Consider the following 25481-nt stretch of genomic DNA (forward strand, 5'->3'; position numbering starts at 1 on the left):
ACGCACTGAACAGAGCCGTCGGTTTACTCTGAATGGCACCTACTACTGTTTTCAGTTCCGAACAAGTCCTTGAGTCAATTGACGGATATCGCTTTCGTCGAGCGTTTCCCGCGCCAGCAGCTCGCGCGCACAGCGCTCCAGCACCGCGCGGTTGATGTCGAGAATCCGGTAGGCGCGCTCGAACACGCCCATCACGATGTCGCGGATAGCCTGATCGATGCGCGCCTGGGTCGATTCGGCCAACCGGCAACCGCCGTGGGCCAGTTCAGGTGTATCGAGAAAGCGGGGCCGCTGCGCCTCGAAGGCGATGTAGCCCAGGCCCTCGTCCATGCCAAAGCGGGTGATCATGTCGCGGGCGATGTCGGTGGCTCGCGCCAGATCGTCCGCCGTCCCGGTAGACAACTCGCCGAACACCAGCTTTTCGGCGGCACGCCCGCCCAGCAGTACGGCGATCTTGTGCTCGAGATCGGTACGCGTCATCAGGAAGCGGTCTTCGGTGGGGCGCTGCAAGGTGTAGCCCAGCGCGCCGATGCCGCGCGGGATGATCGAGATCTTGTGTACGGGGTCGGTTTCGGGCAGCGCCAGCGCCACCAGCGCATGGCCCATCTCGTGATGGGCCACGGTTTCCCGCTCCTTGGGGTTGAGCACGCGGCTCTTCTTTTCCAGGCCCGCCACGATGCGCTCGATGGTCGCGGTGAAGTCCTGCAATTCCACGGCGGACGCACGGCGTCTCCTCGCCGCCAGCGCCGCCTCGTTGACCAGATTGGCGAGGTCCGCGCCGGAAAAGCCCGTGGTCAGTGCGGCTACCTGTTCGAGGTCTACATCCTGGGCCAGCGTCACCTTCTTGACATGAACCTTCAGGATGTCCAGCCGCCCCTTCTTGATGTCGGGCCGGTCCACCAGCACCTGGCGGTCGAAGCGGCCGGCACGCAGCAGCGCCTGGTCGAGGATTTCGGGGCGGTTGGTGGCGGTGAGGATGATCAGCCCGACCGAGCTGTCGAAGCCGTCCATCTCCGTGAGCAGCTGGTTGAGGGTCTGCTCGCGCTCGTCGTGGCCGCCGACGCCGCGCGCGCGGCCCAGCGCATCGAGCTCGTCGATAAAGATGATGGCCGGTGCCTGCCCGCGGGCCAGCTCGCACACACGGACCGCACCCACGCCGACGAACATCTCGACAAACTCTGAGCCGGAGATGGAGATGGAGAAGCAGGGCACCGCCGCCTCGCCGGCAACAGCCTTGGCCAGCAATGTCTTGCCGGTGCCCGGTGGGCCGACCAGCAACACGCCCTTGGTAATGCGCGCCCCGAGACGGCCATAGTCCTGCGAATTCTTCAGGAAATCGACGATCTCGACCAGCTCCGCCTTGGCCTCATCCCCCCCCGCGACATCGGCGAACGTCACACCGGTGTTCTTTTCCACGAACACCTTGGCGCGGCTCTTACCGATGTTGAGAAACCCGCCCATGCCCTGCTTCTCGGCGAAGCGGCGGAACAGGAAGAACCAGACGCCAAAGAAGGCTACCGCTGGCAGGATCCACGACAGCACATCGCGCAGCCAGGTGCTCTCCAACACGCGGGCATAGGGCACGTCGTACTTCGACAGGCGATCGGCAAGATCGGGTTCGACCCTCGTTGCAACGATCGTCGTCTTGCCCCGGCTGTCCGGCGACTTCAGGCGCCCGGTCACCGTACGATCCGACACCAGCACTTCGGCCACGCGCCCCTCGGCCAGCGCCTTCTCGAACTCGCTGTAGGGCACCGGCTCGACGGTTTTCGCCGTCTGCCAGTAGCTCTGCAAACTCAACAACAGCAGGAGTGCAACGATCCAGTAGCCGGTATTCCATTGATTCTTTTTTTCCATGGGCCGTGTTCCTCGAAAGTCGAGTTGCCAGAGGATCAGGTGAACAGACGGGCCGCACCGTCACGCAAACGGATGGCCAGCGAGCGGGAGAGCAGTGCCGCCGCTGATGAGCAGCCCCCACGGCGTGGCCGACCGCGGATCACGCTTGTAGACGACCGCGTGACCCGCGGCCACGACCGCCACCGCGATCGAGGCCAGGGAGGCTGCCCATGCCAGGCCGATGGGGTCGGACACGGCAGCCTCGCCCGCCATCAAGATGCGTCGCTCGCCGACTTCTTCTTGCGCGAGCCTTTGCCAGCGTCGCCGTGCGGCGTCTCGGTCGCCTTCGCGGCATCCGGCAGCTCCGGCTCGGCCGGGGTCTGCGGTGGCTCTTTGCGTTCGAACACCACGCGTTCGGCCTTGTCGTCCCAGCGTGCGCTGGCGTGATCGCCCTTGCCGATGCCGCCACCGAGCATCTCGCGCGCCAGCGCAGTTTCCAGCTCGCTACGGATCAGGCGCTTGAGTTCACGCGCACCGAACTCGGGCTTGTAGCCTTCTTCCGCGAAATGGTCGATCAGCGTCTGATCGAAAGTGAGCGTCACGCCCTGGCTGGCGGCGCTGCGCGCCACGCGATCGAGCTGCAGGCCGACGATGTGGCGGATCTCCTCCTTGCCCAGCGCATGGAAGACGATTATCTCGTCGATGCGGTTGAGGAACTCGGGCCGGAAGTGGCCGCGCAGCACGTCCATGACCTCGGCCTTGGTCTTTTCGTACTCCTCGCCAGCCGCCTCACGCGCCTTCAGCCGTCGCTGGATGATGTCCGAACCCAGGTTGGACGTGGCGATGATGATGGTGTTGGTGAAATCCACCACCCGGCCCTTGCCGTCGGTGAGGCGACCGTCGTCGAACACTTGCAGCAGGATGTTGTAGACGTCAGGGTGTGCCTTCTCGATCTCGTCGAGCAGCAGCACGCTGTAGGGCTTGCGCCGCACCTTCTCGGTGAGCTGACCGCCTTCGTCGTAACCGACATAGCCCGGAGGCGCGCCCACCAGCCGCGCCACGGTATGGCGTTCGCCATATTCCGACATGTCGATGCGCAACAGGGCGTGCTCATCGCCGTAGATAGATTCGGCCAATGCCTTGGCGAGCTCGGTCTTGCCCACCCCGGTCGGGCCCAGAAACAGGAAGGTAGCCACCGGTTTGCTGCCTTCGCGCAGGCCGGCGCGGGACAGCCGCACGGCATCGGCCACGGCACGGACCGCCTCGTCTTGTCCCACCAGGCGCTCGTGCAGCCGTTGTTCCAAGTGCAGCAGCTTTTCGCGCTCTTCCACCGTCAACTCGTTGACCGGGATGCCGGTCAGGCGCGAGACGATCTGCGCCACGTGTTCCGCCTTTACCTCGGCACTGCCGGAGGCCCGCTCCCGCTCCCAGTCCTCGACGAGCTTCTTGAGCTCGGCCTCCTTGGCTTCGATGCGCTTGCCGAGCTCGGCGGCCTGGTCGTACTGCTTGCGCGCGGCCACGTAATCCTGTTCACGCCGCAGCTGGTGCAGTTCGGACTCCAGCTCCTGCACGGCCACCGGCCGGGCCGTGGCCGACAGCTTCACGCGCGCGGCCGCCTGGTCGAGCAGGTCGATCGCCTTGTCCGGCAGGAAGCGCGCCGTGATGTAGCGGTCGGACAACTCGGCCGCCGCGATGATCGCGTCCTCGGAGATGCTGACCTTGTGGTGCGCCTCGAAGGTGTCGCGCAGGCCGCGCAGAATCATGATGGTCTGGGCCACCGTCGGCTCGGGCACCGTCACCGGCTGGAAGCGCCGCTCCAGTGCGGCATCCTTCTCGATGTATTTCTGGTACTCGTTCAGCGTCGTGGCGCCGATCAGGTTGAGTTCACCGCGCGCCATCATCGGTTTGAACACGTTGGCCACGTCCAGCCCGCCTTCGCCACCGCCCTGGCCGGCACCGACGATGGTGTGCACCTCGTCGATGAACAAAATCAGCTCGCCCTGGTGCTCGGTCACCTCCTTCAGCACCTTCTGCACGCGCTCCTCGAACTCGCCGCGATATTTGGCGCCGGCCACCATGGCGTTGATGTTGAGTTCCACCAGGCGCTTGTCGCGCAAGGTCTCGGGCACTTCACCCGCCACCATGCGCTGCGCCAGCCCTTCGACGATGGCGGTCTTACCCACACCCGGCTCGCCGATCAGCACCGGGTTGTTCTTCTTGCGCCGGGCCAGCACCTCGATGGTGGTTTCGATCTCCTGCGCGCGGCCGATCACCGGGTCGAGCTTGCCGTCGCGCGCCATCTTGGTCAGGTCGCGCGAGTACTTGTCGAGTTCTGGCGTGTTGGTCGGCGTCTCAGCGCGTCCATCCTCGGCGCCCTTGCCGACCACCTTGCTGACCTGTTGGCGCAGCGCCTGCGGCGTCAGGCCGTAGCGGCGCAGCAGGTTGGCGGCCAGCCCTTCGCCTTCCTCGGCCAGACCGATCAGGAAATGCTCTGGACCGACATAAGAATGGCCGAGTTCATTGGAGGCCACGAAGGCGCGGCTGAGCGCATCCTTCACGCGCGGCGACACGCCGATCTCGCCCTCGAAGGGCTTGTCCCCGCGCTTGGCCTCAGACTCGATCTGCCGCTTGAGGTCATCGACCTTGATCTTGAACTGACCCAGGATGGTCTTGACCACGTCGCTGTCGGCCAGCGCCAGCAGCAGATGTTCGGTATCCACCTCGGAGCGGCCAAATTCGGCAGCGTGTTTGGCGGCCTCCTGCAACAAGGCTTCCGACTGTTCGCTGATGCGGCTGGCCAGCCCACTGCCGCGACGGCGCGGCGCACCCGAACCTGCGGCGGCGGGCTCGCCAAACGAGGCATCGACCACGTCATCGGTATCGGCGGCAACTGGCGTCGCGTCGTCGCCGATGCGGAAGAAGTCACTGCCGAGGAAGTCCTCGAACAGGCCACTGCGCGAACCGAACAAGGCTTCCAGCGGCGAAACGGTGCGCTTTTGCTGGCGCACTAATTGCCGGTAATGGTCGTCGCACAACAGCATGGTGCTGTGACGACCGTTGAGATTGGCTTCCACCCGCACGGTGGCGGGTTGGCCGCAGACCTGGCATTGTTTTCTGGCCATGCTGATGCTCCTGAGAAGGTTGACAAGGTTGAGGCGACGAGGCATCGCGAGCCGCGACACCTCGTCTCGGGCCGGGTTTTTCTTGTGACGAACGAGCCGGCGACGTCAGCCGTTGATCGGGATCGAGCGTCCCTGCTTCGGCGCACTGACCTCGCGCTTGTCGATCGTGACCGTGAGCACCCCGTTCTTGAACGATGCCTTGATCGAATCCTGGTTGGCGTCGTCAGGCAGGTTCAAGGCACGCTGAAAGCTGCCGTAGGAGCGCTCCACACGGTGGAAGCCACCTTCCTTCTTCTCCTGTTCCTGGCGCTTCTCGCCACGCACCATCAGCACGTCGTTGTCGAGGGTGATCTGGATGTCCTTCTCCTCGACACCGGGCACTTCCAGGGCAATCTTGTACTGCTTGTCGGTTTCCTGGATGTCCAGGGCCGGCTTCAGCATGCCCGACCAATCGGATGGCCACTGCGGCATGTTCAACGCCGAAAAACCGAAGCCCCGGAATGCGTCATCGAACAGCCGGTCGATTTCCCGATGCAGTTGCAGGATCGGGCTGACTGGCCCGCTAGCCGCTGGCAGGTCATTGCGCTGCACTGGCAGGGAAGAGGCGGTCTGCTGCTCTTGCTGCTCGTTCTTGAACCAGTTCCAGGGAGCCAACTTCTTGAAATCGATGTCCATGTCATACCTCCAGAAAAATTGGAAAACGAGTTACTCAAGCCCTTTGCCTGCTGCGACGGGCACTGCGCCCAGGCGACACGGGCTGCTCGGATGACTTCTGCTGTTCACGCTTGCGCATCACCTCCTTCTTTGCTCCGGCTCGGGTCTGATCATTGAGCCACTGATCGATTTCACTTTGACGAAACCGCCACGTCCCGTCCACCTTGAAAGCCGGAATTTCCCCGTGCGCGGCGAGCCGATAAAGCGTCCGCTTGCCGACTTTCAAGTACGCAGCCAATTCATCGAGCGTGAAAATCACCTGTAGGTGCGCTTTCATCTCACCCTCTCCAATCGCGTCGCTTTGCGGTTCCGGCCAAGGAAATCCTTGCAATACTTTGTAAAATATTACACCTACCATGACAAACTTCAAGAGTCAAGAGTCAATGTACAGCGTTCTCCCGCCCCATTGATGCAGGTCAACTGCTCAGGCAAGGCGCAGGGGGGCGGCCTGATCAGGCAATGGACAGCGCCTGGCTCGTCAGCCTGCGTGTGCCACAGGCGCCTCGATCAAACACCGATCCTCACGTTGTAGTCGAGTGCCCGCAGCCCCTTGCTTGTCTGCATGTTCCTTGGCGGAAACTCGTCTGGGCGCGCCCAGACGACGATTTCCCCGAGGCTGCTCAGGCCAACGTGCGGAATTGCCCAGTCGTCGCTGCGGATCGCGTTCCAGAGTCGGGCCGAAACACTTCCGTTGCCCCAGACAACGTAGTTCAACAGTATCCGTCCGGCCAACACACCTTCCCGATACCGCCGCCGAAGGCCATGGCCCATCAAGCGGATTTTCCATGCGCCCTCAGCGCCGTACCAACAGCAAATCTTTCAAGGCCCAGGTCATTCAGGAGTGTTCTGAACCCGATGCCTCCATCGCAAACATCGCCTTGGGCTACAGCCTCAATGCCAACCTCGTCCACAAATGGATTCGCCTGCTTACCCAGAAAACCACGGCTATCCAGCCAGCGTTCATCCCGTTGCCTTCTCAAATGCTCGGCGCGGGTTCGCATGCTCAAGCGCGCTGCTGCGATCATGAGTTTGATCCAGTCGGCCCGTAATAATGGGCACGATCCGTATGCCTATCTCAAGTGAAGTGGTTTACTGAATTTGGCCACCTGAACAGAGGTGATATGCTCACCTCAGAACATTACAGGTGCCTCAATGAAAAAAAGAAATTTCAGCGCAGAGTTTAAACGCGAATCCGCTCAACTGGTCCTTGATCAGAACTACACCGTTGCAGCTGCGGCCAGTGCTATGGATGTCGGCCTTTCTACCATGACGCGATGGGTAAAGCAGTTGCGGGATGAACGACAGGGCAAAATACCTAAAGCCTTTCCTATAACCCCGGAGCAGATTGAAATACGTGAGCTGAAGAAAAAAATACAACGCATTGAAATGGAAAACGACATATTAAAAAAGGCTACTGTAGATTCAATTGGTCAACGCAACAGTTATGTGAAAACATGGGGTTGCGGAGGTTTTTTGAATGAGACGAACATTTACAGCAGAGGAAAAAGCCTCTGTTTTTGAACTATGGAAGAACGGAACAGGCTTCAGTGAAATAGCGAATATCCTGGGTTCAAAACCCGGAACGATCTTCACTATGTTAAGGGATACTGGCGGCATAAAACCCCATGAGCGTAAGCGGGCTGTAGCTCACCTGACACTGTCTGAGCGCGAGGAGATACGAGCTGGTTTGTCAGCCAAAATGAGCATTCGTGCGATAGCTACTGCGCTGAATCGCAGTCCTTCGACGATCTCACGTGAAGTTCAGCGTAATCGGGGCAGACGCTATTACAAAGCTGTTGATGCTAATAACCGAGCCAACAGAATGGCGAAAAGGCCAAAACCGTGCTTACTGGATCAAAATTTACCATTGCGAAAGCTTGTTCTGGAAAAGCTGGAGATGAAATGGTCTCCAGAGCAAATATCAGGATGGTTAAGGCGAACAAAACCACGTCAAAAAACGCTGCGAATATCACCTGAGACAATTTATAAAACGCTGTACTTTCGTAGCCGTGAAGCGCTACACCACCTGAATATACAGCATCTGCGACGGTCGCATAGCCTTCGCCATGGCAGGCGTCATACCCGCAAAGGCGAAAGAGGTACGATTAACATAGTGAACGGAACACCAATTCACGAACGTTCCCGAAATATCGATAACAGACGCTCTCTGGGGCATTGGGAGGGCGATTTAGTCTCAGGTACAAAAAACTCTCATATAGCCACACTTGTAGACCGAAAATCACGTTATACGATCATCCTTAGACTCAGGGGCAAAGATTCTGTCTCAGTAAATCAGGCTCTTACCGACAAATTCCTGAGTTTACCGTCAGAACTCAGAAAATCACTGACATGGGACAGAGGAATGGAACTGGCCAGACATCTAGAATTTACTGTCAGCACCGGCGTTAAAGTTTACTTCTGCGATCCTCAGAGTCCTTGGCAGCGGGGAACAAATGAGAACACAAATGGGCTAATTCGGCAGTACTTTCCTAAAAAGACATGTCTTGCCCAATATACTCAACATGAACTAGATCTGGTTGCTGCTCAGCTAAACAACAGACCGAGAAAGACACTGAAGTTCAAAACACCGAAAGAGATAATTGAAAGGGGTGTTGCATTGACAGATTGAATCTACAACCGCGCTCTTGATGCCAGACTCCCTGAACAATTCTCGTTAATCGGGAAACTCAGAGCGCAGTATCCTGTGGTCACACTTTGCCACGTGTTCGGGGTTCATCGCAGCAGCTACAAATACTGGGGAAAAAGCCCCGAAAAGCCAGACGGCAGGCGAGCTGTGTTACGCAGTCAGGTTCTGGAACTGCATAACATCAGCCATGGCTCTGCTGGCGCAAGAAGTATCGCGATTATGGCAACCCTGAAAGGCTTCAGAATGGGACGCTGGCTTGCCGGAAGGCTCATGAAAGAACCGGGTCTGGTGAGTTGTCAGCAGCCAACTCACCGGTATAAACGTGGTGGTCATGAACACACCGCTATCCCGAATTGCCTTGAGCGACAGTTTGCAGTGACAGAACCGAATCAGGTGTGGTGCGGCGATGTGACGTATAGTGTGCCCGGAGTTCAGGGCGGGCATGGATGCTTAAATGAACCGCGAGTCTGTCTGGAATATTGAACCGGTAACTCACGATGAGAAACCCAACAATCCCACCGGGTGTGACGGTGGAGAACCTGAGCGGCAGTGACCTGCGGCATGCCCGCAGGGTGATGTAACCCGCTGACAACGGGGATTGAGGCGAGATCACTAAGCCGAGATGATCCTCAAGGTTAAGTACTGAAAGGCTGAAGAACATGAACCCGTTAATCCGCCTCTGTGGGTTGAAAACGTCACCACGGCCTACGTGATCTGACAGGCCGTGCAGGAGGAACTGGCAGTGATACGTAAGCACTGCCGGTCGAAGGTGTTTTGACATGTATGCGAAACACCGGGGCAGCAGCGTCTATCACGCTTGCGTTGCTGACTTCTGCCAACTTGCGGCAAGCAAGGATAAAGAGTGCGACGGGCAGCCTCCTCAGTATGCCTGAGTCCAGGCAGGTAAACCGGGGAAGGTCAGCGACGGATGTTAAGGGGGCATGGCTCCGATGACGCGCTGGCTGGCGGAGCTTCCGTAGTAGTCCGCGATGGGGAAAGCCCATTACATGGCGAAGGGAAGCAGTTTGAATGTGTTTGCGACGTGAATTAACTGACCTAACGAGGTGAAGACCTTTGATAATCAGCGAAATGCAACGCAAGCTTGCCACATGGGCAGCCACCGATCCGTCCCTACGGATTCAACGGCTGCTGCGTCTGATAACACAACCAGAATGGCTGGCTGAAGCGGCGCGGATCACGCTTTCATCAAAGGGGGCGCATACCCCCGGCGTTGATGGCGTGAACAAAACAATGCTACAGGCCAGACTGGCTGTTGAGCTGCAAATCCTCAGGGATGAATTACTCTCAGGCCACTACCAGCCCTTGCCCGCCAGACGGGTTTACATCCCTAAAAGCAACGGCAAACTGCGACCACTGGGTATCCCCGCGTTGCGGGATCGTATTGTTCAGCGGGCCATGCTGATGGCGATGGAGCCGATATGGGAGAGTGATTTTCATACGCTCTCATATGGCTTCCGGCCTGAGCGCAGTGTCCACCACGCGATCCGCACGGTGAAATTACAGCTCACAGACTGCGGTGAAACCCGGGGACGCTGGGTGATTGAAGGCGACCTGTCCAGTTACTTCGACACCGTACATCATCGACTGCTGATGAAGGCTGTACGCCGCAGGATCAGTGACGCACGTTTCATGACTCTGCTGTGGAAAACCATCAAGGCGGGACATATCGATGTCGGTCTCTTTCGGGCGGCCAGTGAAGGTGTGCCACAGGGCGGTGTTATATCGCCGCTATTATCGAACATCATGCTGAATGAGTTCGATCAATACCTGCATGAGCGCTACCTGAGCGGGAAAGCCAGAAAAGATCGGTGGTACTGGAATAACAGTATCCAACGGGGCCGAAGTACGGCGGTCAGAGAAAACTGGCAGTGGAAACCCGCGGTGGCGTACTGCCGCTATGCCGATGATTTTGTCCTCATCGTCAAAGGCACCAAAGCACAGGCGGAAGCCATCAGGGAGGAGTGTCGGGGTGTGCTCGAAGGCAGTCTGAAACTCAGGCTGAACATGGATAAGACTAAAATCACCCATGTTAATGACGGCTTTATCTTTCTGGGGCACAGGATCATTCGCAAACGCAGTCGTTATGGCGAGATGCGAGTGGTCTCAACGATCCCGCAGGAGAAAGCCAGAAACTTCGCCGCATCGCTGACAGCACTGTTATCAGGCAACTACAGTGAAAGCAAAGTCGATATGGCTGAACAACTCAACCGAAAACTGAAAGGCTGGGCCATGTTCTATCAGTTCGTTGATTTTAAGGCCAAAGTCTTCAGTTATATCGACCGTGTCGTGTTCTGGAAGCTGGCTCACTGGCTGGCCCGCAAATACCGTACAGGTATCGCTTCCCTGATGAGGTGGTGGTGTAAATCACCGAAACCGGGTCAGAGCAAAACGTGGGTTTTATTTGGTAAAACCAATCACGGCAAGCTCAGCGGCGAAATACTGTACCGGTTGGTGGGGCAAGGCAAGAAGCTGTTCCGCTGGCGGCTACCCGAAGGTAATCCCTATCTGAGGACGGAGACCAGAAACACGTATACATCGCGCTTTACAGAAGTGGCAATGGCGTTCGCCAGCATTTAAATGGAGAGCCGGATGCGCTGAAAGGTGCACGTCCGGTTCGGGGAGGAGAGGCAGGGAAATAGTCCGACTACGCCCTGCCTCTTACTCTACTCTGGACAGGCAAGCGTTGGGCTTACCTTGCTGTTGTTCTCGATCTGTTCGCAAGGAAACCTGAGGGTTGGGCAATGTCATTCTCACCGGACAGCAAGCTGACATCAAAGCGCTGGAAATTGCGTGGGAAGCTTGCGGTAAACCCGCCGGAGTGATGTTCCACAGTGACAGTAATAATGCCGGTGTCAGTCTTTACCACCACTCAGTTTGCCGTTTAACCCGATTGGTGTGATTACTGATGCAGTGAAGACCTTTCCGCATCACATCACTACAAATATTGATTTTTGATTGTTGGATTCGCACCAGATTTCACCTCTGTAGGGTATTCAAAAATGCTCAGTTATTACTGATGCCTAAACTGCAGCGTTGCGGGCAGGTAGCGTTGTAGCGTTTCGGGCGTATCGCCCTCGATCAATTGGCTTATCAGATCATAGCAGTGCCAGGCCAACTGGCGGTTATCCTGCTGTACGGTATCGATACGCAGCGACAGCGAATCATAAAGATAGTGATCGTCAAAGCTCGTCAGATGGATATCTGAGTCGAGTAAATGGTGCTGGCTCATATAGCGCAGTACCCCTTCGAGCAGTCCACAGGCGGCAGTGAACAGCGCCTTAGGCGGCCGCCCAAGTCGCGCGCAGAGTGCGGCGAACATCTCATAGCCTGAGCTCGGGTGGTAGTTACCGTTAATCACCCATTCCGGGCGCAGTGCAATACCCGCCTGAGCCAAACCCTGCGTGAAGCCGGTCAGACGATCGCGTGAAGGCGACAGACGCGACTGACCGCCTAAAAACCAGAACTCATCGCTATGCTTAGGTGCAATGCGGGAAATCAGTTCCGCCGTTGGGGTAATCGAATCAGTCATCACCAGCGGCAGCAGGCTTTCATTAGGACAACGGTCAAACAGCACTACTGGCAGTTGTTGGCTGAGCTTAAGATAGTCGGCATCGTTGTGCATACATGAAGCGACGATCAGACCGTCAACCTGGCGGGAAATCATGTTATTGACCACCACGCTCTCCTGACCGGGGTTTTCATCAGTACAAGAGATCAATAGCTGGACGCCTGCTTCGCGGCACAGCATTTCCAGCTCATGTGAAAAGACCGCAAAGCCGTGGTTGGTGATCTCCGGCACCACCAGTCCGATGGTGTGGCTGCGGTTGTCGCGCAGCGAGCGGGCGTGAATGCTTGGCTGATAGTGCTGCTCACGGGCAATCGCCAGTACTCGCTCACGCGTTTCCTGCGCCACACGCAGCTCCTTACCACGACCGTTCAGTACTAGGCTGGCGGTCGCTTTTGAGACGCCAGCCTGTTCGGCGATATCTTTAATGGTTACGCGTTTAGTTTTCATTACGACGCCATGAGCTTGAGGCAAAACGCTTATTCTACCATGCAAGTTCGCAGCGGCCAGTAGCAGAATGCGTCCGGTGTGATGCCAGAGAACATTAGCTGCCCTGAACAGGCCGGGAAGTAGCGGCAGCTCATCACTCCTTCGCCGCCGTTGATGAAAATCTCCACGCTAGACTGGTCGATGAAAATATGCAGCGAGCGGACGTCTCCGCGCCAGTAACGATAATGCTTCTCGTCGCTGGCCAGACTGGGTCGGGCCAGGCGGATCCCGCTGGCATCGCGTTCAAGGATTAATGCGCCGTCAAAATCGAGGCTCAAAATATCGTCCCCAGTGGTTTGTAGAACGATTTCCATCGGTGCCAGCGGCAGGGAGTTCCCTGCCCAGCCGTGCGCTTCGCCGCGCAGGGCGCTCAGCTCTCGTAGAGGACGTTGGTATAGCTGACCATCGATAAACTCCAGCTCACGCAGGCAGGTCATCTGATGGATCCAGCCGTTGGTGAGGGTCGGTTGAAGCATCTCTTCGCCCTCCGGCACGCCCATCCAGCCGACCAGCAGACGGCGGCCATCACTGGTAAGCATGGTTTGCGGGGCGTAGAACTCAAACCCTGCGTCCAATTCGTGCAGTTCGCCATGCTCGAAGGCCGCGCGGTGGTAGTCGAAATCGCCGCTCATCCACACTGCCGGGTAGGTGTTGAGATAGCGCTCTTTCTCACGAGGCACGCCCTGCGGGCAGCAAATCAGGACATGCTGGTCGCCGAGGGCAAACAGGTCCGGGCATTCCCACATATAGCCCGCGTCGTCCAGGCCATTGATGCCATAACCGGCGATTTCGCCCTGACTCGTCCACTCATGAAGGTCCGCTGAGCTGAATAACAACACCTTGCCACGCTTTTGCAAATCCTGTGCGCCCAGCACCATGTACCAGCGACCTTCGTGCTGCCAGACTTTCGGGTCACGCACGTGGCCGGTATAGCCCTCCGGCAGCGGTAATACCGGGCCGAGTTTGGTAAACGTGCCGTCGGCATTTTCCGTCGCCAGGCACTGCCACGCGGTTCGGCTGCCGTCGTCAAATTTTACGTTGCCGGTATAGCACAGGGTGAGCGTGCCCTGACTATCCACGGCGCTTCCGGAGTAGCAGCCGTTGCGGTCATACTCTTCATCCGGCATGAGCGCGATCGGCTCATGTTGCCAGTGCAGCAGGTCGGCAGAGCTCCAGTGCCCCCAGCACTTGAACTTATGATCGCAGGCGAGCGGGTTCCACTGATAAAACAGGTGATAACGTCCGGCAAATTCAATAAAGCCGTTGGGATCGTTCATCAGCCCGGTCACCGGCGCATGGTGCCAGCGGGGATAGTGGCTGTCGGCCAGCGCGCGCGGCTGGCCCTGCATAACAGCCTGCAAAATCGCAGGCAGGCGTGATGGATGTGACATTATTCAGCGTCCGTTTTGTATTTCAGTACCAGGGAGACGACAAAGGCGACGCCAAAGGCGATAACCATCCCGATAATGTAGTTCAGCAGCGAGCTGGCCTGCACGATAGCCATGCCAGGGATAGCCGTCAGGCCCACCGCGGTCATGTAAACATGCATGGATACCACCCACGCGCCGCCCACCGCGCCGCCAATCAGGGCTGCGATAAACGGTTTTACAAAGCGTAAGTTAATACCAAAAATCGCCGCTTCGGTGATGCCGAGCATGGCAGAAAACGCCGAGGGCAGGGTAATGGCTTTGATTTTGGCATCTTTCGTTTTGAACCACACCGCCAGACAAGCACCGCCCTGAGCGACGTTGGCCATCGCCCAAATCGGCAGCAGGAAGTTGACGCCGATGGATGGGTTGCCCAGCAGTCCCGCTTCGATGGCGTGGAAGCTGTGGTGAATACCGGTAATGACGATAACCGAATAGAGACCGCCAAACAGCAGTCCGGCCAGCCAACCGGCGTGGGTAATCAGGGTGCTAAGGACAAACGAAATACCGTCGCCAAGCGCGCGACCAGCCGGGCCGATAATCAGCAGGGCGATAAAACCGGAAATGATCACCGTCAGGAACGGCGTCAGGATCAGATCCAGTGCATCGGGGATCACGCGACGCAGCTGTTTCTCAACGATGCTCATAAACCACACCGCCAGCAGCACCGGGAACACCGTGCCCTGATAGCCGATCATGGCAATCTCAAGGCCGAAGAAGTTCATGGTGTGGAAACCGGCGGCCACACCCCAGGCGTTGGTGAGCGCCGGGTGAGTCAGGATGCCGCCAAGCGTCGCGCCAAGATAAGGATTACCACCGAACTCGCGGGCGGCGGTGAAGCCAATCAGGATCGGCAGAATAATAAACGCCGCTGAGCTGCACATATCCAGCATGATGTAGATGGCGTTACCCGGGTCGACCCAGCCGTACGTTTTAACCATCCCCAGAAGGCCCATCAACAGGCCGGAGGCGACGATAGCCGGGATGATCGGCACAAAGATGTTCGACAACAGGCGGGCAATGCGCTGGAAAGGATTCAGTTTTTTCGCCGCAATGTCGGCAGCTTCCGATTTGCTGGATTCGCCAATCCCTGCCGCCTGGATAAAGGCGGCGTAGACTTTGTTCACCACCCCGGTGCCGAAGATAATCTGCATCTGTCCGGCGTTACGGAAACAGCCCTTCACCCCATCAATTTTGCCGATGGCCTGCTGATCGGCCAGTGAGTCATCGACCAGCACCAGGCGCAGGCGTGTGGCACAGTGCGCGGCGCTGGCGATATTTTCCTTGCCTCCCAGAAGCGGAAGTAGCGAGCGGGAAATCTGTTCAAAATCCATAGTACCCTCTGAATGCGTATTGATTTTCGAGTTGTCGTCCCGTGGTAGCCGGAGCGCATTCTCTTCGTTGTTATTGTGTCCGGGGCGACGAAACGTATTTTGTCGCCCCGGCGGTTACTGTCGCCAGGTGTTAACCATCAAAACCAGGTTTCCATCTGCATCCCGAACGACCATTCGCCGCCCGATTTAAAACCACTGCTGCCCAGCGCGTCATCGCTGGCGTAATTATTGAGTTTTTTGCTCCAGTCCATCCACGAGGTGTAAAGACGGATTTCAGGACGGCTGAAGAAATCGCCGATGTCGCCAACCTTAAAGGTCGGGGCGAAGGTGAGCTTGTAGAAGCTGCCGTTTACCGCATGGCGATCGTTATAACCTTCAGGTTTGAGATCCATATACTGGTAACTGCCTTCATAAGCGAGGGCGAAGTTTTGATTGATCTCCTGGATCAGACGCATGTTGAGGGTTGCCCACTGGTAGCTGTCGCCATCGACATAACGGTCTTTACTGGTTTGTGCCAGTATCGCCGGGGCGATAAACCAGTTCTTGCTCAGTGGCGTGGTGCCGTAGCTGGCGAAGCGCCAGGTGTTAGCCCCCGAGCGTAACGCGCCGTCAGAGCCGACACCTTTAACTTCGGCACCCAGTCCGTGACCGTAGAGCAGGGCGGTTTTGCTGGCACCTTCACGCAGGCCGTAAAAACTGTCGTTGTGCAACCCGAGCAGCGCATGTACACCGGTATTTGCCGCATCGCCTTTGACCGGATTACCGTTGGTATCCTGGCGTTCGTCGTTGTCTTTTGCCCGCATCCCGCTGACCATCATCTGCACCGGCCCGATGAAATTGTTCATGCTGACGATGTAGTTCTGCACACTGTTGCTGGTATCAGCAATATCGCCGAAGTTACGCCCGTAAAGAGAGAAGTTGCTGCGAACGCTGTCGTTCCACCTGACATCGTAAATACCGCCGCCGGTACCGGCGAGGAACACGACATCCGAGTCGATCCAGTGAATGTCAAAGTTATCCCGGTCAAAGCGTTTCCCGGCCCACAGGGTGGAGCCTTTAAACGGCCCGTCGAAGGTGGGCAAGTTGCCCAGTTCAACAAAGGCCTGACGCACGTTCAAATCACTGGTGCTCGCCGTCCAGTCGTTATAAGTGGTTTGACCGTCGGCGACCATGACTTTGAAGCGGGTCGTTGCCCCGTTATCCAGGGTCTGCTTATGTTCAAGATTCATTTCAACATAGGTATCGGCCTGGTTTCCCAGGCGGCCAATAGCCCCACCGGTTTCCCCTGCTGGCGTCATGTAGGCTCCGGATTTGGTGCTGGCGCCGGAGTCATTCATTATCACGCCGGAGCGGGCGTAGCCGTGGAACTCAAACCCGCTTTTCTCATCGGCTTTTTTCTCCAGTTTGGCGGTACGCTGAGCCACTTCCTGAGTGCTGTCCTGGGTTTTTTGTTGCTGTGTCGTGAGCTGCTGTACTTTCTTCTCTGCCGACTCTGCGCGGGTTTCTGCCGTTTGCGCTCTGTTTTCGGCATCCTGTAAGCGTTTTTCCAGCGCAATTAAACGGGCTTCGATACTGCTGAGATCCGTTTGTGCATGGGCTGAGGCGGCGCCGGTTAGCAAAGCGATAAGAACCGCGAGTGTGCTTTTTCTGAACATATTGATTGCATCCCAAAAGGAAAATAAAAAATTGTGTGTTTTTGCTAAACCGGTTTAGTTGCAATGTTAAGCACGACATTTAACATTTTGAAATTGATTTTGCTAAACCGGTTTAATAAGTGTGATGGATGCAACAAAGTGGACCGCGTACGACGGTATTTAGGATCAAATCTGGCGGTGTAGATCGCGCTGGTATGGCAGGGCAGTCATCGCGCCTTTCGCCAGGGTTGCCAGGGCACCGCAGGTTTGCGCCAGAGCGAGCGTTGGCTCCAGGGCATTGATATCCGCCGGCATCCCGTTGGCAGCAAGGCTGGCAAGCAGTCCGGCGACAAACGCATCGCCCGCACCGGTGGTATCCACGCTGACAACCGGTTTAGCGCTGAAATGGATAAACTGCTGCTGGAATGCGGCGATGACGCCCGCTTTACCCTGAGTCACCAGCAGTAATTCAGGCTGATAACGCTCAGTGATGCTGGCGATCCCCTGCGCGATATCATTACTCCCGCTGATGAGTATCAGCTCTTCTTCGGACAGTTTCACCACGTTCGCCAGACGCAGGGCGCGGTCGAGACAAGCGTGCAACAGGTTCTGATCTTGCCAGAGATCCAGGCGGATATTAGGGTCAAAGCTCACCCGGCCACCGGCACGTTTGATGTTCTCCATAGCCGCGAAGGTAGCACTGCGGCTGGGCTCGGCGCTGAGCGCGATGGAGCAGATGTGCAACCACTGTCCGGCGGCAAACTGTGGCAGGTCTTCTTCAGCCAGGAACAGGTCAGCGCTGGGGCGTACCATAAAGGTAAAGGTGCGTTCACCTTGGTCATCAAGGTCGACCACCACAGTGGACGTGCGGTGATGATCGTCAAGATACATATGGCTGACGTCGACCTGCTCCTGTTGCAGGGTATGACGCATGTAGCGGCCAAACGGGTCACCGCCGACGCGGCCGATAAATCCGCTGTTGCCGCCAAGGCGGGCAACCCCTACCGCCACGTTAGCCGGCGCGCCTCCAGGGCACTGTAGCAAGCGCCCTTCACTCTCCGGTAGCAGGTCCACCACTGCGTCGCCCAGAACCCAAACTTTTGCTTTCATGCTAAAACCCTCCAAGGCTAAACTTAATTAAACCGGTTTAGCATATTAAATCACAGTGAATGAGTGGGGGAAAGTTCCAGCCGGAAAAGCACTGCTCAGGGCATAAAAACGTGAGCCGCCTTACGAAATAGAATTGATTCGACAGCTGTGAAGACTTACGTCCTGGACACAAATGGATCCTGGATAAATTACCATGCAACTTGATGAAATTATCATGTTTTATCTTATTTACAGATAAATCAAAGGGCTTTTAACACCACACTTCTTGGCATAATGGTTAAGTGTAGTAATGCTCGCTCTGGATGGGTTTGCTTCTATGCTGCGCAGGTATTTGTAAGAAATACCCATTCTACTGGCGAGTTGTTGTCGCATCAGGCCAGCGAAACTGCGCAATTTCATCAGCGTTTCTGGAGGGTTTCCTTTAAAACTTCATCGACAAAACCGCTTTTTACCGTAGATACAGTAAGTGCCTCTTCTCTGCCATTATCCCAGCATCCAAGGTTACCGGGTTCTGATGTAGTCTGCCGATATGCAAGAAATGCAACGGCATCATGCTGGTTATGATGCTGTTTAATCTTCATTGTCACATGGACTATTCAGGGAGCGACAAGCGCTCCCACATGAAAACAGAACCACTCGTTTCATTTACGTGCTTCCTCAAAAGTAATCTCATACCCAATACTTCTGATTTAGTAGGGTTCTGATCATATCATGCAGCTCGATTGCGCTCAATTTGACGGTTTTCATCTTTACACAATGCTCGGTTATGATACTTTGTGATAGGCATGACAAGATCTGGCCGTAATTTTTTAGAAGTGAGTTTGCCCGCCACTTCACGGGACAGCATACATCCGGATAAAACCGGTAACAGGAAAGGCTCCACGCTGCATACGGAGGAAACAGAATTAATGAATGATAAATTGCCGCCCTGCGCTGATACCAGGGTGGAACGTGTCCGTCTTAAAGATGGGGATTACTTTTTCCCTGCTGAACCCGCCATAAAAGCGGATTCTTTGCGGACAAAATCGCTCCTTCATCGTTTTAACCACACCGATCCTGCTCATATTGATTCCCGCCTGCTACTGATGAAAGAGTTGCTGCCTGAATGTGGGGAAGGGGTATCTGTCACCACGTCTTTCCACTGCAGCAGGGGGTATAACATTCGTAAGCGTCGTCTCAGCACCGTCTGGCAGATCCTGAAATTCCTGAGAGGATAGTGGACACCAAATATGGTGGACACTATCCATGAAATCATTAACCACAGTGCGTAAAAAAAGCCCTAATTATCCCGTTGAGTTCAAAATCAAAATGGTTGAACTCTCGCATCGACCAGATATCCGAGTCTTTGCGTTTGCCAGCGAGGATAAGGAGTACCAACCGTTACTCGATGATATTCTGGATGGTCCAATGGTTGGGCGTTTTGATACTGAGGAAGCCGGAAAGGCTTTGATCGATGGTGGATTGATTGAGCGTTTGATGTCAACTATCATGCCCTTTATCACTTCAGAGGCCCCTCTACCCGATACGCATCTACGTCGGGAAACAACCTGGTATTATCCACTGGAAGCTATTCGCGAAACTGTTGTAAATGCACTGGCTCATCGTGACTGGACACGCTTTGTTGAGATAGAGATTGGCTTGTATAGCAATCGATTTGAAGTTATTAGCCCAGGGGCGCTGAATAATTCGATGTCGATTGAAAAGATGGTTACAGGTCAGCGATCACCACGCAATACGATTATTATGGAAGTCTTACGTGATTATGGTTACGTTGATTTCAGGGGGATGGGAGTCAGGACAAAGATTATTCCACTAACACAGGCCATGAGTGGCCAACTCCCTGAGTTTACTGCAACAGATGATTACTTGAAAACAATACTTTATCGCTCACCATCTTCTTGATATATAAGGTCTGGCCTTTCCATCCATAAGAAAGGCCATTGCTGTAAAAAATAAATTACCCGCGACTGCAGCCGAAGCTACGGTCGCCATCTCCATATGCTTTTGTATCGAGTTTAGCTAGGTAGTCGAAGCGATTCAGTAATTTATTGTATTCTCCTTCAAAGTTAAAATCATTGACGTCTAAAATATAACGACAATTTTCAGGGTAGTGAACCAATCCCGGATAATCATCCAGTTCCAATCCCAGTGCGCTATACCATGCTCTTACAATCATCATCCTTAAATTTCTTTCAGCCTCATAATCACCTAAATGGTAATAAGCATCTTTATTAAAAAAAAGACCAAGGTGAAAGTGACATTTTCCTTCTTCGGAAAACTCCCGTGCCCAAACATGACGAACACGGTTTGGATATATTCTTTTGCCGTTAGCTGCTCTGGTTCTCTCATTGGCCTCCAACATGGCATTTAATGCATTACGGAAACGGGATATGGCACCAGGCTCTAGATTAGGAAAACAGCAAACAGTGTCACCTCTGTCTAAAATGGGTGGATAATGAACATCAACACGTAACGCCATTGTTCTGGGGAATTCACTGATAGCATCATTGACGACTCGTTCAATATGTTTTTTATAGGCGAGCACATGCTCACCATGGGAACCATGATATAATTCCATGTTTCGATCCTGTCGTTAGCCCTACGGCTTTGGATAGCCGTATATAGTAATATGATCAGACATAGCTGAATGTCTGTGGTTAGTTATATTAATTAACTGTTAATAGTAATGACTGTTATATAATACCTTTCCAACAATAAAACTTGTTATCAACCCATTACCCATGCAGTAAAATAATTAAAAAGCAACTCTGCAATTATAATCACCCAAAGATGCCGTTATCCCAGTGTCTTTTTACCGTGGAAATACTTATTCCTAAGATCTTTGCCACCTTGGATTGAGAGTAATGCTTAGCCTTCTCACTCTGAATTAAATGGGAATATTTACTTCCTTCAGGCCTTCCTAGAATTTTCTTTGATTTTGCTTTGTTAGTAGGCATCTTTTACCCTCATCAAGCTATTAGGTACTAACTCCATACTGTCGAGATGTATACAACTAAGTGGTTATGCTTAACATTGGTATCAGAAAGTATGGCTTACTTCACCGTTAAAGGGGTTAATAATGATGGCATCTCCTCCTTTCATCGCCTTTTGAGGTGTATCGCCTTCGGCAATCACAGGGACCATTACCGCTAGATCATTTGTGTAATAAATTGGTATCCAGCAATAGCATGATTGTTTAGGGGGAGTTTTATTTCTTTTCAATACTGCTTCAACTCCAAATGTAATAAGTTCAAAGATTGGCATAATCACAATGCTGCTCAAATCAAAAAAACAACCATCGTAGACTGTTTCCTTTATCAGTATGATATTAGATAACCCTCCTGCAATGAGATGTTTGTGGTTCACGCGCCGATCTGTGTAAATAAAAATTGCTTTTTTTACATTGAAACTTTTTATAATGTATGAGAGCTTTTCATGAATTAATTTTTTTTCGCTCTTACCCATCTTATCATGAGGTATTTTGTGCGCATAAAAATCTTGATCGACAACCTCGTTCCGGTGTCGAATGTGAGTGTTCCAGACGGAATAAAAAAACTCTTCGTAAGTTAATTTTGGCTCACCCCGTGCGATTGAGGGGGCCTTCTCTTCAAAAATACAGCCTAATGTTGACTCCAAAGTTTGAGCTATATGATATTGCGATGTTATTTTATTCAATGCTGGGGCTGTGGCGTTTAACAAAAATGATATCACCTCTGACCTAGAATATCCTTTTGCATTGCTATAGTCGTCAATTGCATCAATAGTTGATTTTTTGTTTGCGCTGAAAGTGATGCGTTTTTTCATATGTATCCTTGACTTTCGTTAATGTAAAATGTGATAAACGGTGTGATTTAGTATCTTTTATCGACGGATTGTTTCTGTTAATTAACCCAGCTATTCTTTAGAATAGCTGGGGAGTTATGATTTTGATGTTGCTGTTAATTACAATATACTGAGAAGGTTAATAGGAACCTATCAATGTCTTTGCGTAACCAATAATGTCGGCTGTTAATTTTCTTTGGGCGTGGTAAACCATTAGGCAGCTTGTCTTGGCAAAGCCATTTTCGAATTGTTTGGGCTTTAAGGTTTAATAGATGTGCTAACTCACTTGTGGAAACAAGTTCAGATAGAGATGTTCTGGATTGCTCATATATGCTCATGCTACCACCTCAATGATTGAGATGCAGGCATATACAAAAAGTAATGAAATTAGAAGGGAAAGAAAGGACCAAAAAGAAAACAAAAAAGCCAAGCTTGAATAAGCTTCAGGGTCAGGATCACTACCTTCGCTTGAGCCGGATGAGGTACTTTTAGTTGATTTAGACGCATTACCTTGCGAGTTTTCGGCCTGATTTTAGTGCGAGATGATACGTGCAAAAAAAACGCCCAAAGTTTTATGTCGATTGTTTTTATTGTATAAAGAGTTTTTTTCACTGAGGTGTCCAAGAGCAGCTCGAATCCTGATGTTCACCTGTCTTTCCTGAAATATGGACTCAGCACAGGTTTGTCGCTGCTTACTAGAACGAACAACTTTGATCTTACCCACGACCCGTACTATTCGAGCCTTTGAGCTGGTTTGCGCAGAACTCATCAAAGAATTAGACATAATGCTTTATCTCCTGATTTAAAAGTGGACGATGGAATTTAAACCTTAAAATACACTTATGTCAACGATGGATGTTGTTCTGTAATCTATTGATATTAAATGAAATCAACGCATATCAACGGTTATTTTTTTACAATATTTGCTTGCTGTAAGATCCACCTCTCAATTTTTTCATGCCATTTGCGCAACAGATCTAACGGACGACGGCGGTAGTGTTTTTCCGCCAGTGCACTTGGTTTGTGTCCCATAATTTGAGCAACAATACCTGTTGGCACTTCAACCCATTCAGCAAGAGTGCCAAAACTACGGCGTAAGCCGTGAAGGCTGATATGTGGTAACTCAGCTCGAGCTAACGCTCTGTTGTGTGCTGAACGCGGTTCAATAATTTTGCCACTTTTACTGTTACTTCTGAAAACCCAACCCTCCTTATTTACGTCAGAATTTGGGAATTGCGCTAGCGCACTTAACAGCTCAGAAACATAAGGAGTGAGAGGGATGATACGTTCGCCTTCGATCTTGTCTTTAATCCTCATGCTTGACCATTTGAAATCTACGTCAGACCACCGAAGTGACGCAATTTCTTCACGCCGTGCACCGGTGAGCAAAAGTACCTGGAGATAGGCCGATGCAATGGGATTATTGAGGCTACGTACGGCACTGAACCAGATTTTTAACTGTTCTTTTTGTAAGCAATCTCCCGCTTTACTCGCTGATACTGGAACCACTTTTCTCACGTTATGATCTTGTGCAATATCGCCATGGATTATTCCCTGATATTTTTTCTGGTAATTAGCCCATTTGATAAATGCACGCAACAGACGGTAGGCATGAGCAGTGACGGTAGGCCGATTTTGTCTCTCTGTACTTAGCCATGCGGCAATGTTCTCTGGTGTTAGTTCCGATAACGGTAGGTCGAGTAAGCTAGCCAATGGTCCAGCCGAGGTTGGGCCCCGGCCTCTTTTTTTACTTTCGCCTCCACGGCTGGACAAGTTAATGTGATCGGCAATGTATCGAGTAGAATATGGGCGTTTAGTTTTTGCGCTGATTCCGGCTCTCAATTCTTCAAGGTAATCTTCCCAAGCGCTTGTGAAGGTTACCTTCGTTTTACGAGATTCAGCCTGCTGTGATTCCGCTTCAGCAATTTTTTCTGCCTTAGCTATACGCGGATCTATCCCTGTATCGATTAATGTTTGCAGCCGCCTGGCTTCGGCCCTGGCATCATCAATTCTCCAATCGTTAATGTTGCCAATGGTCATGCGAAGGGTTTTTCCCGCATATACGCTTTGGAACACAAAAGCTTTTGTTCCGCGAGTTGCCCTACATGCCAGGGAAGTTACGTCCGCATCCCAAAGAAATGCCTGGGTTTTTCCTTCAGATAAAGCAAATTTTCGAATGCGCTCGAAGGTGAGTTTTTGTCTTGGAAGTGCCATTTTGGGGCTCCAGATGAGAAATGTTACATCACCATAATGTAACGGCTAGTGTAAGTAAAATGGGGGAATAAACATCAACGCGTGTCAATTTTTATCAACAGGTGTTTTTCATAACACAATGTTTTATAATGAATTGCTTGTTTTAATAGTAGGTTTTTAAAGGGGTGAAAATATAATAACATCGCATTCGTAATGCGAAGGTCGTAGGTTCGACTCCTATTATCGCACTCACACAACAAAATCCTTTAAAAATAATAAGTTAAGACGATTTTTGCTCTCAAGGTACAATCTTTTTTTAAGGGGTTCTATGTGACCTGCTCCCTGTTGATTAATACACACCGATGTTAGTAATGTCTTCATATTGATCCTTCTGGTGTGTTTTCTCTGGATGTTTTCTGTAAAATCATTCTTGCGGGACGTTAATCTGTTAATTTTTTCTTATCATGACGACTATGTAATAATGGATTCTTAATCGACTCGATGAAGGACTCATCGAGTCGAATTAAAAACAAAGTGAGAACACTGAGTCGGGCTCAGTAGCGGGTATTACTGTTTTAGCAAGCGTGGAAGCTGATTATTCAGTTCAAGCAGGCAACTATTCATATATTTTTCAGTTTCGCTGACAACTTTCTTATAATTGTTTGCATTCCAGTCGCTCAATGGGGCCTCGACAGGTGTTGGGGTACATTCTGCTACTGTAAATGCAGAGAACATATTCCCGCTTTCCGGGCGTTTATAAAACAGAACTTTATATTTTAGCTGATAAAGCGGCGTTGCAGCATTCGCATCTTTATAGATTAATGCCCAGGTCGCCTTACCAATATACAGCGGTTGTTTATAGAGGTGGCCGTTCCCTTTTTCATTCATCCACTGAGTAATATTTTGTTTGGCTTTTGGAATAAACCAGTTGTTTGTTGGGTTCTCCAGCGTTTCGACTGTTGTTCCTTTATAGTTCTCTTTATCAAAATCACTACTGTTGATACTTCCGAGTAATGCACCGACCACCGCGATCCCCATACCGGCCGCTGCATGAGTCGGAGTCACTTCGCGTAAGTGACTATCGGCCACTCGATTGTTATTCAGCTCTGGAATGGCGGACACGCTGTAAATTTCAATTGAGCTACCATTTGCTGCCTTTACGGTGTCTGGTTTTACCGAACCTGCGCAGCCAGCAAGAATTAAAGATGTGGATATTGCTAAAAGACGTACTTTCATTTTATCTCCATATAATAATTTAACTTAAGTTGCTGTGTCGATTATCTGTGCCAGATATATCAGCTGAATTAACAAAAGGCTCTTTTCAACCAGGTAAGGTGTGCTGACGTATTTTCATATTGAGTATCGACTTGCCCATTAACTTCTTGAGCCATGTAGTCATATTTCTTTGACGGGCATCAAATTTGCTGGTGATATTAGTAACCACCGCTGTGTCTCAGCAATCCGCCCTGGTACCACCAGTAGAAAGCCTTTGGCAAGAGAAGCCAACGGTTGCGGGCTAACGATTACCCCGTCTCCAGCATCGTGAAGCTCACAATCCTCGCTTTTC

20 protein-coding genes and 5 pseudogenes are annotated in these 25481 nt (G+C 52.8%); 8 read left to right on the forward strand and 17 right to left on the reverse strand.

Going from position 1 to position 25481, the window contains the following annotated elements:
• Positions 1-51: 51 nt before the first annotated feature.
• The 6 genes from ftsH to ACLHV9_RS04750 all read right to left on the reverse strand — a co-directional run bounded on the left by ftsH (position 52) and on the right by ACLHV9_RS04750 (position 6443).
• Positions 52-1857 carry an ATP-dependent zinc metalloprotease FtsH gene (ftsH, locus tag ACLHV9_RS04725; RefSeq protein WP_003847766.1) on the reverse strand — a complete coding sequence of 602 codons (1806 nt, stop codon included), beginning with the start codon at positions 1855-1857 and terminating at the stop codon, positions 52-54.
• Positions 1858-1917: 60 nt separating this feature from the next.
• Positions 1918-2109 carry a hypothetical protein gene (locus ACLHV9_RS04730; protein ID WP_001446316.1) on the reverse strand — a complete coding sequence of 64 codons (192 nt, stop codon included), beginning with the start codon at positions 2107-2109 and terminating at the stop codon, positions 1918-1920.
• Positions 2109-4958 (reverse strand): heat shock survival AAA family ATPase ClpK, encoded by a 2850-nt coding sequence (gene clpK / locus ACLHV9_RS04735; protein WP_003847763.1) that lies wholly within the window; start codon positions 4956-4958, stop codon positions 2109-2111. Before clpK ends, ACLHV9_RS04730 begins: the two co-directional genes overlap by 1 nt.
• A gap of 105 nt (positions 4959-5063) precedes the next feature.
• Positions 5064-5633: a small heat shock protein sHSP20 gene (hsp20, locus tag ACLHV9_RS04740; RefSeq protein WP_003847761.1), complete on the reverse strand. Its 570-nt coding sequence runs from the start codon at positions 5631-5633 to the stop codon at positions 5064-5066.
• A 34-nt stretch (positions 5634-5667) separates the two neighbouring features.
• Complete coding sequence (locus tag ACLHV9_RS04745) at positions 5668-5949, reverse strand: helix-turn-helix domain-containing protein (RefSeq protein WP_003847758.1); 282 nt, start codon at positions 5947-5949, stop codon at positions 5668-5670.
• Between the two features lie 230 nt (positions 5950-6179).
• Entirely contained in the window at positions 6180-6443 is a 264-nt protein-coding gene (locus tag ACLHV9_RS04750; RefSeq protein ID WP_003847756.1) for a hypothetical protein, read from the reverse strand.
• A gap of 222 nt (positions 6444-6665) precedes the next feature.
• Between ACLHV9_RS04750 and ACLHV9_RS04755 the strand changes: the two are divergent.
• The 6 genes and pseudogenes from ACLHV9_RS04755 to ACLHV9_RS04780 all read left to right on the forward strand — a co-directional run.
• Positions 6666-6752: pseudogene (locus ACLHV9_RS04755) on the forward strand (transposase domain-containing protein); the annotation flags it as partial.
• A gap of 72 nt (positions 6753-6824) precedes the next feature.
• A pseudogene (locus tag ACLHV9_RS04760) lies at positions 6825-7082 on the forward strand (transposase); the annotation flags it as partial.
• Between the two features lie 67 nt (positions 7083-7149).
• Positions 7150-8301, forward strand: coding sequence for an IS30-like element IS30 family transposase (locus ACLHV9_RS04765; protein WP_001254932.1), 1152 nt, complete (start codon positions 7150-7152; stop codon positions 8299-8301).
• A 9-nt stretch (positions 8302-8310) separates the two neighbouring features.
• Positions 8311-8736 (forward strand): annotated as a pseudogene (locus tag ACLHV9_RS04770) (IS3 family transposase); the annotation flags it as partial.
• Between the two features lie 672 nt (positions 8737-9408).
• Positions 9409-10917 carry a group II intron reverse transcriptase/maturase gene (gene ltrA, locus ACLHV9_RS04775; RefSeq protein WP_001189111.1) on the forward strand — a complete coding sequence of 503 codons (1509 nt, stop codon included), beginning with the start codon at positions 9409-9411 and terminating at the stop codon, positions 10915-10917.
• 80 nt (positions 10918-10997) lie between these two features.
• A pseudogene (locus ACLHV9_RS04780) lies at positions 10998-11185 on the forward strand (DDE-type integrase/transposase/recombinase); the annotation flags it as partial.
• Between the two features lie 165 nt (positions 11186-11350).
• On the opposite strand, the gene ACLHV9_RS04785 reads toward ACLHV9_RS04780, so the two are convergent.
• The 6 genes from ACLHV9_RS04785 to ACLHV9_RS04810 all read right to left on the reverse strand — a co-directional run bounded on the left by ACLHV9_RS04785 (position 11351) and on the right by ACLHV9_RS04810 (position 18298).
• Positions 11351-12355 carry a LacI family DNA-binding transcriptional regulator gene (locus ACLHV9_RS04785; RefSeq protein WP_003029591.1) on the reverse strand — a complete coding sequence of 335 codons (1005 nt, stop codon included), beginning with the start codon at positions 12353-12355 and terminating at the stop codon, positions 11351-11353.
• A gap of 29 nt (positions 12356-12384) precedes the next feature.
• Positions 12385-13785, reverse strand: coding sequence for a sucrose-6-phosphate hydrolase (locus tag ACLHV9_RS04790; RefSeq protein WP_003029589.1), 1401 nt, complete (start codon positions 13783-13785; stop codon positions 12385-12387).
• The gene (locus tag ACLHV9_RS04795) at positions 13785-15155 is read right to left on the reverse strand and encodes a sucrose-specific PTS transporter subunit IIBC (RefSeq protein WP_000345204.1); all 1371 of its coding nucleotides are present in this window, start codon (positions 15153-15155) and stop codon (positions 13785-13787) included. The genes ACLHV9_RS04790 and ACLHV9_RS04795 overlap by 1 nt, the downstream gene beginning before the upstream one ends.
• Positions 15156-15292: 137 nt before the next feature.
• The gene (locus tag ACLHV9_RS04800) at positions 15293-16810 is read right to left on the reverse strand and encodes a carbohydrate porin (protein ID WP_003029587.1); all 1518 of its coding nucleotides are present in this window, start codon (positions 16808-16810) and stop codon (positions 15293-15295) included.
• A 165-nt stretch (positions 16811-16975) separates the two neighbouring features.
• A complete protein-coding gene (locus ACLHV9_RS04805; protein ID WP_003029584.1) occupies positions 16976-17899 on the reverse strand; it encodes an aminoimidazole riboside kinase in 924 nt (307 codons plus the stop codon).
• 228 nt (positions 17900-18127) lie between these two features.
• Positions 18128-18298, reverse strand: a complete 171-nt coding sequence (locus tag ACLHV9_RS04810; protein ID WP_077258089.1) for a helix-turn-helix domain-containing protein — start codon at positions 18296-18298, stop codon at positions 18128-18130.
• A 509-nt stretch (positions 18299-18807) separates the two neighbouring features.
• Here ACLHV9_RS04810 and ACLHV9_RS04815 point away from each other — a divergent pair.
• Both ACLHV9_RS04815 and ACLHV9_RS04820 read left to right on the forward strand, forming a co-directional pair.
• Positions 18808-19116: a maltose acetyltransferase domain-containing protein gene (locus ACLHV9_RS04815; RefSeq protein WP_003029582.1), complete on the forward strand. Its 309-nt coding sequence runs from the start codon at positions 18808-18810 to the stop codon at positions 19114-19116.
• 28 nt (positions 19117-19144) lie between these two features.
• Positions 19145-19801, forward strand: coding sequence for an ATP-binding protein (locus tag ACLHV9_RS04820; RefSeq protein WP_003029581.1), 657 nt, complete (start codon positions 19145-19147; stop codon positions 19799-19801).
• A 55-nt stretch (positions 19802-19856) separates the two neighbouring features.
• Here the strand turns inward: ACLHV9_RS04820 and ACLHV9_RS04825 are convergent, their stop codons facing one another.
• The 5 genes and pseudogenes from ACLHV9_RS04825 to ACLHV9_RS04845 form a co-directional block, all read right to left on the reverse strand.
• The gene (locus ACLHV9_RS04825; RefSeq protein ID WP_003029579.1) at positions 19857-20477 is read right to left on the reverse strand and encodes an inovirus Gp2 family protein; all 621 of its coding nucleotides are present in this window, start codon (positions 20475-20477) and stop codon (positions 19857-19859) included.
• A gap of 461 nt (positions 20478-20938) precedes the next feature.
• Positions 20939-21703 carry a hypothetical protein gene (locus ACLHV9_RS04830; protein WP_003029576.1) on the reverse strand — a complete coding sequence of 255 codons (765 nt, stop codon included), beginning with the start codon at positions 21701-21703 and terminating at the stop codon, positions 20939-20941.
• A 134-nt stretch (positions 21704-21837) separates the two neighbouring features.
• Positions 21838-22059, reverse strand: a complete 222-nt coding sequence (locus ACLHV9_RS04835) for a helix-turn-helix domain-containing protein (protein WP_003847740.1) — start codon at positions 22057-22059, stop codon at positions 21838-21840.
• A gap of 551 nt (positions 22060-22610) precedes the next feature.
• Positions 22611-23950, reverse strand: a pseudogene (locus tag ACLHV9_RS04840) (tyrosine-type recombinase/integrase).
• 531 nt (positions 23951-24481) lie between these two features.
• Positions 24482-25150, reverse strand: coding sequence for a hypothetical protein (locus ACLHV9_RS04845; RefSeq protein WP_049006200.1), 669 nt, complete (start codon positions 25148-25150; stop codon positions 24482-24484).
• Between the last annotated feature and the right edge of the window lie 331 nt (positions 25151-25481).

Source organism: Enterobacter sp. CPE_E890 (assembly GCF_046521475.1).
GTDB classification, from domain to species: domain Bacteria; phylum Pseudomonadota; class Gammaproteobacteria; order Enterobacterales; family Enterobacteriaceae; genus Enterobacter; species Enterobacter adelaidei.